The organism is Azonexus sp. GW821-FHT04F04, from assembly GCF_059420025.1.
Genome location: NZ_JBWKSX010000004.1, coordinates 354,914 through 368,556 on the forward strand (window position 1 = coordinate 354,914; position 13,643 = coordinate 368,556).

Sequence of the window (13,643 nt, forward strand, 5' to 3'; positions counted from 1 at the left end):
CATGTCGCCCTACAGTCTCAAACTCAAGCTCACGGTTGGTGCCATCGGCACGGCGCTGGTGCTTCTCCTCGTCCAGTTTTTTGGCCAATACTCGGTTCTGCGCGAAGATCTTGGCAAACGCATCGAAGCCGAGCAGTTTGCCTTCCTCAGTGAACTGGCCGGCAACATTGACGACAAGCTGCAGGAGCGCCTGCGCGCCCTGACCACCGTATCCAGCACCGTGCCGCAAGACCGGATGACCGACCTCGCGGCCCTCGAACGCCATCTGCGCGAGCGCCCCACCCTGTTGACGCTGTTCGACGACCTCTACATTTTCGATGCCAAAGGCCTGCTGCTCGTCGACTGGCCGATCAAGCCGGGGCGCCGCAACCTCGACATGAGCAGTCGGGACTACATCAAGCAGGTCCAGCAGACGCTCAAACCGGCCATATCCCAACCCATCCTCGGCAAGGCCACGCAGCAGCCGATCGTCGTCATGGCGGCCCCGGTCCTCAATGCCCGGGGCGAACTCGTCGCCATCTTCGGCGGCGTCCTCAACCTCTACAAGCCCAACCTGATCGGCACGCTGGGCACACGCAAGATAGGCCAGACCGGCTATCTGTATCTGGTCAGCAAGGACCGGCTGGTCATCGCCCATCCGGACAAAGAACGGATCATGAAGGAAGTCGCCCCGGTCGGTGCCAACCTGGCCCTTGACCGCGCGCTCGCCGGCTTTGAAGGGACGATTGAGGGCACCAACAGCCGCGGACTGGTCGGCCTGTTCACCTTCAAGCAACTGGTCTCGACGGACTGGATCATTGCCTCGGTGGTTCCCAGCAGCGAGGCCTTCCAGCCCATCCGCACCATCGAGCAGCGGATGGCGACGATTACCATCCTGCTCATGTTGCTCGCCGTCCCGCTGATCTGGCTCTTTTCGGTGCGCATCTCGAGGCCGCTCGGCCAACTGGCTGCGGCCATGCGCCAGCGGGCCAGCGCCATGCGTCCGGGGCGAGCCGCCGAGCCGGTGGCCGAAATCGGCAGCAGCGAAATCAGTACCGTCGCCGCCGCCTTCAACGAGTTTCTCGGCGCCCGCAACAAGGCCGAACTGGCCCTGGCAGCCAGCGAGGAGCAGCGCTCGAAAATGATGGAAAACCTGGCGAGCGCGAAGGAGTCGGCAGAAGCGGCGAACAAGGCGAAGAGCGAATTTCTGGCCAACATGAGCCATGAACTGCGGACGCCGATGAACGGCGTCATCGGCATGATCGAACTGGCCCGGATGAACAGGCTCGATGACGAAACCCAGGAATACCTGAACATTGCCCAGGCATCGGCCAACAGCCTGCTGGCCATCCTCAACGACATTCTCGATGTCTCGAAGATCGAGGCCGGCAAGTTGCACATCGAACATACGCCGTTCGAATTCGCTGCCCTGGTCAACGACGTCCTCCGCCTGATGACGCCGCAGATCAAGGACAAGGGCCTGAGCAGCGAATGCAAGCTGCCGGCCGACTTGCCGCAAACCCTGATCGGTGACCCGCTGCGCATCCGTCAGGTTTTGCTCAACCTGATCGGCAATGCCGTCAAATTCACCCTCACCGGCGGCATCGTGGTCTCCGCTCGGGTCATCGAAACAGGCGCCAGCGACATGATGCTGGCCGTCGACATCGCCGACACCGGCATCGGCATCCCGGCCGACCGTCTGGAAGCCATCTTCCATGCCTTCGCCCAGGCCGACGGTTCGACCACCCGCAATTTCGGCGGCACCGGCCTCGGCCTGACCATTTCCAGCCAGCTCGTCGAGATGATGGGCGGCCGCCTCACTGTACAGAGCCAGCAAGGCGTCGGCAGTACCTTCAGCTTCACGCTCCGCCTCGGTCTGCCCGGGTAATCCCGCATAGCCGGAACATTGTCCGGCTATGACAATCCAACCTCCAGACTGTCAAGCCAACACCCCCGGCTTGGCGGTATCCAACAGCGCCCACAAGGCGTCATAACCGGAGACAAAGATGAGCAACCTGGCTCAACCGCCCTTGCCGGACAACCTGTCCGCGTCGATTGACGACAAATACACCCGCCATTCCGGCCGCGTCTTCCTGACCGGCACCCAGGCGCTGATTCGCCTGCCCATGCTGCAACGCGAGCGCGACCTCGCCGCCGGGCTCAACACCGCCGGCTTCATTTCCGGCTACCGCGGCAGCCCGCTCGGCAACCTTGATCTCGGCCTGTGGAAGGCCAGGGAACACCTCGCCGAGCACCACATCACCTTCCAGCCCGGCCTCAACGAAGACATGGCGGCCACCGCCGTGTGGGGCAGCCAGCAGGTCAATCTGTTTCCCGGCGCGCTCTACGACGGCGTGTTCGGCCTGTGGTACGGCAAAGGGCCGGGCGTCGACCGTTGTGGCGACGTCTTCCGTCACGCCAATGCTGCCGGCTCCTCGAAATTCGGTGGCGTGCTGGTCATTGCCGGCGACGACCACGCCGCCAAGTCATCGACCCTGCCGCACCAGACCGAGCATTTTTTCAAGGCGGTCATGATGCCGGTGCTCTACCCGGCCAACGTCCAGGAATACCTCGATTTCGGCCTGCATGGCTGGGCGATGAGCCGCTATTCCGGCTGCTGGGTGGCCTTCAAGGCGCTGGCCGACACGGTCGAGACCTCGGCCTCGGTCAGCATCGACCCTGCCACGGTCAACCCGATTTTTCCGCCAAATTTCAAATTGCCACCGGACGGCCTCAACATCCGCTGGCCCGACCCGCCGCTGGTCCAGGAAGCCCGCCTGCTCAACCACAAGCTCTACGCCGCGCTGGCCTACTGCCGGGCCAACGGGCTGAACAAGCTGATCATCGATTCACCCGCCCCGCGCCTCGGCATTCTGACGGCCGGCAAATCCTACCTCGACGTCCGCCAGGCCCTCGACGAACTCGGCATCGACGACGCGCTGGCCGGCGAAATCGGCATCCGGCTGTTCAAGGTCGGCATGGTCTGGCCGCTCGAACCGGAAGGCGTCCGCCACTTCGCCGAAGGGCTGGAGGAAATCCTCGTCGTCGAGGAAAAACGCCAGTTGCTCGAATACCAACTCAAGGAAGAGCTGTACAACTGGAAGGACGATGTCCGCCCGCGCGTCATCGGCAAGTTCGACGAAATCGGCGAATGGTCAGAAGGCAATTGGCTGCTGCCGGCCACCGGCGAACTGCCGGTCGCCACCATCGCCCGCGTCATCGCCGAACGGATCGGCCGCTTTTTCACCTCGCCGACCATCGCCGCCCGCCTCGCGGTGATCGAAGCCAAGCAGAAAGCGGCGCTGACGCCCATCGTCCTCGCCGAGCGCAAGCCGCACTTCTGCTCGGGCTGCCCGCACAACAGCTCGACCCGCGTCCCGGAAGGCTCGCGCGCCGTCGCCGGCATCGGTTGTCACTACATGGTGACGTGGATGGATCGTAGCACGGCGACCTTCACCCACATGGGCGGCGAAGGCGTGCCCTGGGTCGGTCAGGCGCCCTTCACCAGCGAGAAACACATCTTCGCCAACCTCGGCGACGGCACCTATTTCCACTCCGGCATCCTCGCCATCCGCCAATCCATCGCCGCCAAGGTGCCGATCACCTACAAGATCCTCTACAACGACGCCGTGGCGATGACCGGCGGCCAGCCCGTCGACGGCATCCTGAGCGTCGCCCGCATCACGCGCCAGCTCGAAGCCGAGGGCGTCAGCAAGATGGTCATCGTCACCAACGATCCGGCCAAGTACGCCGAGATCACCGACCTCGCGCCCAACGTGCCGATCCGCCACCGCGACGAGCTCGACACCGTCCAGCGCGAACTACGCGAGGAACCCGGCGTCACCATCCTCATCTACGACCAGGTCTGCGCCACCGAAGCCCGCCGCCGGCGCAAACGCGGCAAGATGCCGGCCATCGCCCAGCGCGTCGTCATCAACGAAGCCGTCTGCGAAGGCTGCGGCGACTGCTCGGTGCAATCCAACTGCCTGTCCATCGTGCCGGTCGAAACTGCCTTCGGCACCAAGCGCCAGATCGACCAGTCATCGTGCAACCAGGATTTCTCCTGCGTCAAAGGCTTCTGCCCGAGCTTCGTCACCATCGAAGGCGGCAAACTCAAAAAAGGATCGAGTCCCACGGTCAACGCCGAAAATTGGCCAATTTTGAAATCGCCCAAACTGCCGTCCACGGCCCAGCCCTACAACCTCCTCATCACCGGCGTCGGCGGCATGGGCGTCATCACCCTCGGCGCGCTGATCGGCATGGCCGCCCACCTCGACGGCAAGGGCATCTCGACCCTCGACATGACCGGACTGGCGCAAAAATACGGCGCCGTCTTCTCCCACCTGCGCATCGCCGACCGCCCGGAAGACATCCACGCCGCCCGCATCGCCACCGGCGAAGCCCACGCCGTACTCGGCGGCGACCTCGTCGTCAGCGCCAGCACCGAAGCCCTGGCGAAAATGCTCGAAGGCCGCACGCGCGCCGTCGTCAGCTGCACTGACACGCCAACCGCCGACTTCACCCGCAACCGCGACTGGCACTTCCCGCTGGCCGGACTCAAGACGCAGCTCAACGAAACCCTCGGCGCCGATCACGTCCAGTTCATCGACGCCCAGCACCTCGCCAACCGCCTGATGGGCGACGCCCTCTACGGCAACATGCTGCTCCTCGGCTACGCTTGGCAACTCGGCCTGGTGCCCGTCTCCGCCGCCGCCCTCGACCGCGCCATCGTCCTCAACGGCGCCGCCGTCGACGCCAACCGCCAAGCTTTCGAATGGGGCAGGCGGGCCGCGGTCGCCCCGGAAAAAGTCGCCAAAATCGCCGGCCCGCTCACCGGCCAGCCCTTGCCGGAACAAACGCTCGACGAACTGATCGCCAGCCGCGTCGAACACCTCACCGCCTACCAGGACGCCAGGCTCGCCGCCCGTTACGCCAGCCGCGTCGAATCCATCCGCCGCCTCGGCAACGACGACCTGACCCACGCCGTTGCCACCCAATACGCCCGCCTGCTCGCCCCCAAAGACGCCTGGGAAGTGGCCCGCCTGTACGCCCAGACCGATTTCGTGAAGAGCCTGAACGAGCGCTTCGACGGCGACCTGCGCCTGAGCTTCCACCTCGCCCCGCCCGGACTAAGCAGCATTGGCCCGGACGGCCGCCCGAAGAAAATCCGCTTCGGCGCCTGGGTGCTGCCGGTATTCGGCCTCATGGCCAAAGCCCGCCGCTGGCGCGGCAGTTGGCTCGATCCGTGGAAAAACAGCGAAGAAAACAAGCTGGACCGCCAGTTACTCGCCGACTACGAAACTGACCTCGATTTCATCGCTGGACACAGCCCGAACCCGGAAATCGTGGCACTCGCCAACTGGCCAGCCGAGGTGCGCGGATTCGGACCAGTGCGCAGCGAGGCTGCGGCGAAAGTGGCTGACCGACGAGAAGTGTTGCGACAGCTCGCTTGAAACACACCGTACCCACTCGACATTAATCAACCTGCTCCGTATGCTGATGCCCTGAGAATCGATGGCATAAATGCCATCGATTTAATAACAGGGGGGCAGACTACTGTTTCAGCGGGTCAAAAACCGTGGTCTGTCCCCTATTATCCCCGCGATAAAGCGCCGCGCAGCGCCCCTTACCTAAAACGTTAGGTGCTTTGATGTCCCCAGAACTACTGAGCTTCTTTGAACAGGCAAAAGACTTGTTGCTGCTCGAATCACCAAGCCTCGAGAACATAAATACGGTCAACTGCGAGGGCGAAAATGCTCTGCATCTTGCCATTCACCAGAACAACATCGAGATTGCAAAGCAACTGATCAACGCGGGCATCAATGTCAATCAGCCTGGCGATCTCGGCCATACACCTCTGCACGAAGCCTGCTCGCTAGGGAATCTTGAACTAATCAAAGTGCTGCTCGATGCGGGGGCTGACCCATTCGCTTTGACTGAAGGAAAACCACCGTTTACCTTGGCACGCTTCGGTGGCCATGATGAGGTATGCAACTTCTTGGCCGGCGAGATGAAGAAGCGCCAAGACCAAGATCCAAAGATTTGGATTCGAGCTCGCATTAAGCAGTTGCGTACGGAAATCGACCGACTGGAAAGAAGGTTGAGCCAAGAGTGAACCCCGCACCTAACACTACGGTCAAGGCCGCTCCGGCCTTCGGCCTCCGCTGGACGCTGCGCGATAAAGCGTCGCGCAGCGCCCCTTACCTACAACGTTAGATGTCTCTTCCCATGGATTCTGTTTGGCTCCTACATCATGTACATGCATTCGCTGATGGCAGCGAAGACGTCAAATTAATTGGGGCCTTCGCTTCCCTTCATGAAGGAGAGGCAGCCCAAGCATTAGTCGCAACCCAGCCTGGTTTCAAAGAAAACCCCGAAGGTTTTTCACTCGAAGAGTGTCGTCTCGGCATCATTTACTGGCAAGAAGGGTTTGTTACCGAACCCGCTTTTGCCGTCGGCTCGTCCGTGGAAATCGTTTCGGTTGAATCGTGCGCAAAAGAGTTGCCCATTGAAGATCAAAACCGATTGTTTTCCTTGGTCGGCCAGGAGCGACGAGTTGTTGAAATTGATAGCTACGGCTTTATCTGGCTAAGTTTTAATGCCAGCGAAAACTCTGCCGACTTTTGTTTGTTTCCAGGCGAAGTTAAACTCGTCGCAAATGCAAACGACATCTAACATTGCGGTCAAGGTCGCTCCCTTCGGTCGCTGGACGCTGCGCGATAAAGCGTCGCGCAGCGCCCCTTACCTACAACGTTAGCGTTTACTCCATGACACCCAAACTGTTCAGGATCTTGCTAGCCTCATCGCTACTGTCTGCAGCACTAGGCAGTGGCATCGACTATCTGTTCCCAAACCTCGTTCCTCAGCCTCTTGCGACGGCACTGGAAGCCATTGAACAACCGGATTGGGCTGTTCATCCTGCGTTTCTATGGCTGATTGTGGTGTTTTTGGTAGTTGCCGGTGGCGCCTCAGTTATTGGGCTATTTCGCTTTTCCTCTTGGGCACCAAAACTAGCGTTGGCGTTCTCCGTGATTCTTTTCATACTTCAGCCATTCTCAGGTGTAGCGGTGGTTTCCGGCCTGTCCATGGCGCTGAACGATTTGTCGGCATCACTCTGGGGGGCTGTACTTCTTGCGGCATTCTTTTCGCAAGTTAAAGAGCATTTCTCAAATGTCCCACGCTAACAATCCGCTCCAGCCGACCGTCAAAAAGCTACGCTTTTTGCCGTCGGCTGAGCTTCAACGTTAGGAGCATACGTTGATCGGCCGCGTCTTATTGTCTTTGCTTGTTGGCGTGCATGGCCTATGCCCGACCGCGCAGGCGGGTGGAACAGACCATTCCTATGACCCACTCTTCTCCTGTAACGAAGGGCCTTATTCATTGCCATATGGAACGAAACTAAGTGCCTATGCGCGCCTTGGGAAGCCTAGCAGCGCCAGCGCGGCTCGCGAGAACGGGGTACTTATTGTCACTCAACAGTACAAGTCGTTTGTGGCGCATTTCGAGGTAGATGATAAAGATACCAGCGGGCTGCTGAGCGCTCTGATAACTGAAGACCCCAAAGCACCCGTTGTGCGCTTGGTAACCGTAGGCATGCCAGTTTCAAAGTTGCCGACGGCATTACGCGAGCGCTACATTCCGGAGGTCGAAGTAATTGAGGTTTGTGGTGACACAGATTGCGGAAAATTCCATATCAGGAACGGTAGGGTCGCGAGGATCAAGTATGAGTGCTACACGGGCTAAAGCTCCTAACTCATCGCTCCAGCCGACCGTCAAAAAGCTGCGCTTTTTGCCGTCGGCTGAGCTTTCACGTTGGGCGCCAAGCCACGTAGTTTTACTTTTCCGTGGCATTCCCCTTGCAGCTTCGCAAGGTTTGCCTTGTCGTAGTCATCCATTGCCGAGCAATCGGCTTCGCACAAACCCATTCCGTTGAGTACAGATGCTGCAATCGTCGGCTCATCATGGGTTGCGACAATCAGGCCAATAGCCACAAGGGCGCCTTCTTCAAATTCGGTCATGTCTTTCTCCAAAACCAGCCCAACTCAACGGTCAACAAGACCGCCGAATTGATAGTTGTCGTCAAATAGCCACCAGTCGCGGCGGCTCGTTACCTAATCGTTGGGCATCACACCAATGACCCGTGGCCTCTACATGCAATTGCGCAAAACAGCTGGCTCGGAAAACGAGATGGCATTTCTTGTCCTCGCGTCCGGTTGGGATATTGGCGAATCCGAGCCTATGGAGGTTGGACAACTGGTTGTAAATGTTCCGGCTGAAACCGCCACCTTCTCACCTTCAGGCCCATGGTTACACGACGTAGTCGTCGCACAACAATGGGGGACAGACCACGGTTTCGGTGGGCGAAACCGTAATATCTCCCCCCAAAACCGGTAGGCATGGCGTTTCCACGGTCAACCGGAAATTTTGGCCAAAATTGAAATCGCCGCGGGTGGCGGTTTCCCCAGCAAACCATCCCAACCCTGCGTATTGCATTCCCCTCACTCGCTGAGCGCACCGACCAAAGAGGTCACTCAAGCAAGAGAAAAGGCGAGTTCCGCGCTGATCGCATAAAATCGGCGGATGAATTCAACGCCGAAACGACAATTCGCCCTGCAAGCGGCGGCTGTCATCCTTGTTTTATCCATCGCCTGGCCCTACTACGGCTGGAAAGCCGAAGCCATGCCGTGGCTGGAAACCAGCCTGGCCATTGGCGGCGTCGCCCTGTTTTTTGCCACGGTTTCGCGCCAGCCCTGGTGGTGGCGTGTGATCCACGCCGGTTTCATGCCGCTCGTCTGGTACACCCAGGGGCTGGCCATCGATCCGCTCTGGTTCCTGCTTTCCGCCATGTTGCTGCTGATGGTCTTTCGCGGCGCGCTGTCCGGGCAGGTGCCGCTTTACTTGTCCAACAAGCAGACTGTCGCCGCCCTGGCCGAGCTGCTGGCCGAGCGCGGCCCGAGCCGTTTTCTCGATCTCGGTGCCGGGCTGGGCAGCACTACCGTGCCGCTGGCCGATGCGCTGCCGGACAGCCATTTCACCGGCTATGAAAACGCCCCGCTGACCTGGCTGGTCGGGCGCTTTTTCAGCCTCGGCCGGCCCAACATCCGCTGGCGCTGGAACGATCTGTGGCAGGCCAAACTGGGCGAGTACGATGTGGTTTATGCCTTTCTCTCGCCGGCGCCGATGCCCCGGTTGTGGGAAAAGGTGAAGGCGGAAATGGCGCCTGGCAGCCTGTTCATCAGCAACAGTTTCCCGGTTCCCGGGGCGACGCCGGATCGCATCATCGACGTGGACTGCACACCGCCTCGTCCGCTTTACTGCTACCAGATCCAGTAAACGAACCGGCCGGCCGATGCGCACGAGAAAGCCTGAAACCCTTGCCCTGACAGCCGCCATGGCCGGCACGCTGATCATTCTGTTCGTCTTTGTCGTCGACCTGACGCTGGTCCGCCACAACGATCTCCAGGTCGGCGAACGCCGCCTGCAACATTTCAGCCTGATGATGGCCGAACACACGGCGCGTACCTTCGAGGCGATCGACGTGCTGCTGCGCGATACCGCCAGCGATCTTTCCGGCCCCCGTCGCGACTGGGAAAAATGGGAGTCGTCGCGGGGCTGGGAATACATCGCCCAGCGCCACTCGCGCTCGATGCCGCAGTTGCGTGACCTGATCGTCTTCGATCGCCACGGCAACCAGCGTTTCATTTCGACGCACTTCCCGACGCCGCACATCAACGTCCAGGACCGTCCGTATTTCGTGGCCCTCGAAGGCGGCGCCGACGTATCGACTTTCGGCCCGTATGTCGGCCGCAATTCGGGCGCTACACCTATGCCATCAGCCGGCGCCTGACGGCTGACAACGGCGTGTTCTCGGGTGCCGTCTTCGCAGCCATCGAGCCCGCCTACCTGCAGGATTTCTGCTGGTCGAACCGTCTGTCCGACGATTTTGAGGCGGTGCTGACCAACGCCCGCGGCGAAATTGTCGCCTCCTGCCGGCCCAGCGATACCAGCCGACAATCGGCCGTCCTCGGTGCCAAGGCGGGCACCGTCCTGTTTGACGGCAAGCTGCGGGACATGACGCCAGCCAGCGGTTTGGCCAAGGTCAATGGCCTGCTCGTTTCGGTTGCCGAAGTGCCGGGTTTCTCCGATCTGCGCATCCTGACCGCCATTTCGGAAAAAACGCTGCTCGCCGCCTGGCAAACCCGGCTTTTCGAACTCGCCTCGCTCGGCCTGCTGGTCAGCATCGTGCTCTTCGTCGGGGCCATGCTGGTTCGTCGCCAAGTGCGTGAAATGTCGATCATGACGAACGAGCTGGCCGCCAGCCATGATCACCTCGAGGAGCGCATCCACGAAGCAACGGTCGAACTTGCCGGGCAAAAGGATGCGGCCGAGCGGGCCAATACGGCCAAAAGCCGCTTTCTCGCGGCCGCCAGCCATGACTTGCGGCAACCGCTGCACGCCCTTTCACTGTTCTCGGCCGATCTGCAGCGCCAGCTCCGCAGCGGCACGCCGAGCGAACTGCCACGGCTGGCCGAACAGATTTCTGCATCGACCGCCATGCTTGGCGAATTGCTCGATTCGCTCCTCGACATTTCCCGCCTCGATGTCGCGGGAATCAAGCCGGACTGCCGCCCTTTCCCGCTGCAACCGGTTTTCGAGCGGGTGGCCAATTCCTTCCGGCGCGCCGCAGCCGACCGCAACATCACGCTGCGTTTTCGCCCCAGCCCGCTATGGGCAAATACCGATCCGCTGTTGCTCGACCGGATGATCGCCAACCTGGTTTCCAACGCCCTGCGCTACACGATGTCGGGCGGACGGGTTCTCGTCGTCGCCCGGCGGCGTGGCGAGCAACTGCTGATCGAAGTGCGCGACAGCGGCATCGGCATCGCCCGGGAACATCAGGCGGCGATCTTTGCCGAGTTCTATCAGGTCGGCAACGTCGCCCGCGAACACAACAAGGGCCTCGGTCTCGGGCTATCCATCGTGGACCGGCTGGCGCGGGCGCTCGACATTCAGGTCGCGCTGCGCTCGCGGCTCGGCGAGGGCACCACCTTTTCGCTGCGCGTCGCCGGCAGCCCGCCGGGGCTTGTTGCCCGGAACCCGGAAAGCCCGGCGCAGGCAGCGGACAAGGTTCATTGCATCGGCAACTCGTCCGAGATGGTGGCCTGCGTTGAACTGCTCAAAGGCTGGGGCTATGCCGTCAGCGTCGCCGAGCGCAGTGGCGGCGAACGCCCCCCCGACAATGTCGTGCTGATCAGCGATGTCGCACAGGCTGAAGCGGTCAGCGCCGAACTGGCGCCCGGCACGCCGCTCATCGTTCTGGTCGGCTCGGCCGGCCAGGCCTTGCCGCCCGGCGCCCACGCCCTGCCGGCACCGGTACGCCCGGCCAAGCTGCGGGCGTTACTCAATCAGCTTCAGAAGACGCTTTCGAAGTCGATGCCGTAACGGGCCACGGCGACCAGCGCCTGGGTCCGGCTATTGACGCCGAGCGTCTTGAACACCGCCGTCGCGTGAATCTTGACGGTGCCTTCGGAAAGTCCCAGCTGGTCGGCGATGTCGCGATTCGACATGCCGCGCACCATGAGTGCGAGGACCTGACCCTGACGATCGGTCAGGCCGATTTCGTCGGGGCGCACGCCCGACTTCGACGGCGGCACCGGCGTCATGTCGTCGAGCTGCGACGAGGATTGGCCGGTCGGCCGGAAGATGTTGCCGGCCAGCACTTCGCGCACCGCCGAGAGCAGCGCCTCGCCGGAAAACGCCTTGGGGATGAAACCGGAGGCGCCAAGATGGAGCACGCGGGTGATGGTCGGCAAATCGTCAAAGGCCGAGACGACGGCGACCGGCATCGCCGGGTACCGTCGACGCAGGATGTCGAGGCCGGCAAAGCCGTCGATCCCGGGCAAGGCCAGATCAAGCAGGACCAGATCAAATTCGCCTTCGTTATCAAGCACATTGAGCGCCGCTTCAAAATCCGCACTCTCCTGCACCTGCGCTCCCGGCTCGACCTGACCAAGCAGCCGGACCAAGCCTTCGCGAACGAGCGCGTGATCTTCCACCACCAACAGTTTCAACATAGGCCCCCCTTATTCAACAGGGCGCTAATTTATCATTTTGCATAGATTGAGGCATGTTTACCGTAAGCAAAGGGCTGCGCATCGCTTACGGTAAACATGCCTCAAGTAGTTTAATATGACACGATACAACGAGAAGGAGACTGAAATGTCCGACAATCAAGTACACGACCCCCTCAATTTCATGCGCAGCATGTGGGGCAACATGGGTTTCTCGCTGCCCGGCATGGTCGCCCCCACTTTCGACATTGAAGAACTCGACAAGCGCATCAAGGACATGAAAGCCGTCGAAGGCTGGCTGCGCATGAATCTGTCGATGCTGCAAATGACCATTCAGGGCCTCGAAATGCAGCGCACCACGGTCGGCGCCGTTGAAGCCATGGGCAAGATGGCCAAGGACGCTGCCAAGTCGATGACCCCGGAAGCCGCTCCGGAAGCCCCGGCGGCCCCGGAGGCCCCGCCACCAAATTTCTTCCAGGGCACGATCCACCCGGAAAACAGCGCCATGTCCGACGCCGCCATGTGGCCGTGGCAGATGATGCAGCAAATGCGCGAGCAGATGCAGCAGAACGCCGAAGCGGCCGCCCAGGCAGCAGCGAGCGCTGCAGCCGAGGAAGCCGCCAAGCCGAAGGCCCGAAAGCCGGCCGTCAAAAGATAGTCAGAACCGGGCCAGCCACGCTGCCCACAGCGGCAGCGTGAGCATGGACCCGAGCGTCGTCGCCGAGATGAGCCAGGCGACGCTCTTGCCGTCACCGCCCATGCGCATGGCCAGAATGTAGGCCGACGAGGCGGTCGGCAGCGCGGCGAAAAGGACCGCTACCTGATAGTTGAGGCCGGACAGGCCGAGCAGTGAGCCAACGCCAACCGCGACGAGCGGCAGGGCGAGCAGCTTTACAGCGACCAGCCAGAGCGAAAAGCCACGCACCCCCGGCGTGCTGTCCAGGCGCAAGGCGGCACCGACGGTGATCAGGCCGAGCGCGATGGAAGCATCGGCCAGCCGCCCGAGAAAGGCCTGCAGTGGCGCCGGCGGTACGAAGCCGGCGAGATTGAGCAGGAAGCCGGTGGCCGTTCCCCAGATCAGCGGATTGCGCGCCACTTCGCGCCACAGGCCAACCTCGCCGTGGCGGGCCAGCATCCAGACCGAGACCAGATTGGCGAAAGGCACGGCGGCGCCGACGATCAGGCCCATCGTCGCAATGCCCGGCGCGCCGAAGAGCATGCCGGCGACGGCCAGCGCGATGTAGGAATTGAAGCGGTAGGCGCACTGGAACATCGAGGCGTAGGTCAGCGCCGGCAGGCGGCTGAACAGCTTGGGAATCAGCCCCAGCACCATGCCGGCGGCCATCGCGGCGAGGGCGGTGGCGAGCAGCGGCAAGGCCGAACCGACATCGAGCCTGGTCTTGATGATGGCGTTGATGAGCAGGGCCGGAAACAGGATGAAATAGACCAGCTTCTCGACGCCGCTCCAGAAATGGTCACCCAGATGCATCCAGCGCCGGATGGCGGTGCCGAGCAGAATCAGGGCGAAATCGGGGAGGAGCAGCAGCGCGGTGTTCATCGGCGCATTTTAATCGCTGCGTCGAGCACCGTTTG

The 13,643-nt window shown here is 61.6% G+C and carries 13 protein-coding genes; 10 read left to right on the forward strand and 3 right to left on the reverse strand.

All coding sequences use genetic code 11. The features are described 5' to 3' along the window. Position 1 precedes the first annotated feature (1 nt). From AC07TV_RS11070 to AC07TV_RS11095, 6 genes are all read left to right on the forward strand, one after another. A complete protein-coding gene (locus AC07TV_RS11070) occupies positions 2–1,867 on the forward strand; it encodes a HAMP domain-containing protein (protein ID WP_494648407.1) in 1,866 nt (621 codons plus the stop codon). Between the two features lie 118 nt (positions 1,868–1,985). After that, positions 1,986–5,432, forward strand: a complete 3,447-nt coding sequence (locus AC07TV_RS11075; RefSeq protein WP_494648408.1) for an indolepyruvate ferredoxin oxidoreductase family protein — start codon at positions 1,986–1,988, stop codon at positions 5,430–5,432. 197 nt (positions 5,433–5,629) lie between these two features. Next, on the forward strand, positions 5,630–6,094 hold the full coding sequence (locus AC07TV_RS11080; RefSeq protein ID WP_494648409.1) for an ankyrin repeat domain-containing protein: 465 nt from the start codon (positions 5,630–5,632) through the stop codon (positions 6,092–6,094). Positions 6,095–6,195: 101 nt separating this feature from the next. Next, a complete protein-coding gene (locus tag AC07TV_RS11085) occupies positions 6,196–6,654 on the forward strand; it encodes a hypothetical protein (protein WP_494648410.1) in 459 nt (152 codons plus the stop codon). A gap of 92 nt (positions 6,655–6,746) precedes the next feature. Continuing rightward, complete coding sequence (locus tag AC07TV_RS11090; RefSeq protein WP_494648411.1) at positions 6,747–7,163, forward strand: hypothetical protein; 417 nt, start codon at positions 6,747–6,749, stop codon at positions 7,161–7,163. Positions 7,164–7,236: 73 nt separating this feature from the next. Next, the gene (locus tag AC07TV_RS11095; protein WP_494648412.1) at positions 7,237–7,722 is read left to right on the forward strand and encodes a hypothetical protein; all 486 of its coding nucleotides are present in this window, start codon (positions 7,237–7,239) and stop codon (positions 7,720–7,722) included. A gap of 29 nt (positions 7,723–7,751) precedes the next feature. On the opposite strand, the gene AC07TV_RS11100 is transcribed toward AC07TV_RS11095, so the two are convergent. Further along, positions 7,752–7,997 (reverse strand): hypothetical protein, encoded by a 246-nt coding sequence (locus AC07TV_RS11100; protein WP_494648413.1) that lies wholly within the window; start codon positions 7,995–7,997, stop codon positions 7,752–7,754. A 562-nt stretch (positions 7,998–8,559) separates the two neighbouring features. Between AC07TV_RS11100 and AC07TV_RS11105 the strand changes: the two genes are divergently transcribed. Genes AC07TV_RS11105 through AC07TV_RS11115 form a run of 3 tightly spaced genes read left to right on the forward strand, consistent with a single transcriptional unit; the run spans position 8,560 to position 11,421 of the window. Beyond that, positions 8,560–9,312: a class I SAM-dependent methyltransferase gene (locus AC07TV_RS11105; protein ID WP_494648414.1), complete on the forward strand. Its 753-nt coding sequence runs from the start codon at positions 8,560–8,562 to the stop codon at positions 9,310–9,312. A 16-nt stretch (positions 9,313–9,328) separates the two neighbouring features. Beyond that, entirely contained in the window at positions 9,329–9,826 is a 498-nt protein-coding gene (locus AC07TV_RS11110) for a PDC sensor domain-containing protein (RefSeq protein ID WP_494648415.1), read from the forward strand. Positions 9,827–9,840: 14 nt separating this feature from the next. Next, a complete protein-coding gene (locus AC07TV_RS11115) occupies positions 9,841–11,421 on the forward strand; it encodes a sensor histidine kinase (protein WP_494648416.1) in 1,581 nt (526 codons plus the stop codon). Here AC07TV_RS11115 and AC07TV_RS11120 read toward each other — a convergent pair. Continuing rightward, positions 11,391–12,053 carry a response regulator transcription factor gene (locus AC07TV_RS11120; protein WP_494648417.1) on the reverse strand — a complete coding sequence of 221 codons (663 nt, stop codon included), beginning with the start codon at positions 12,051–12,053 and terminating at the stop codon, positions 11,391–11,393. The two genes, AC07TV_RS11115 and AC07TV_RS11120, sit on opposite strands and share 31 nt — an antisense overlap. A gap of 145 nt (positions 12,054–12,198) precedes the next feature. Between AC07TV_RS11120 and AC07TV_RS11125 the strand changes: the two genes are divergently transcribed. Continuing rightward, entirely contained in the window at positions 12,199–12,708 is a 510-nt protein-coding gene (locus tag AC07TV_RS11125) for a PhaM family polyhydroxyalkanoate granule multifunctional regulatory protein (protein ID WP_494648418.1), read from the forward strand. Here AC07TV_RS11125 and AC07TV_RS11130 read toward each other — a convergent pair whose 3' ends face one another. Continuing rightward, entirely contained in the window at positions 12,709–13,608 is a 900-nt protein-coding gene (locus AC07TV_RS11130; RefSeq protein WP_494648419.1) for an AEC family transporter, read from the reverse strand. It lies immediately after the preceding gene. Positions 13,609–13,643: the final 35 nt, after the last annotated feature.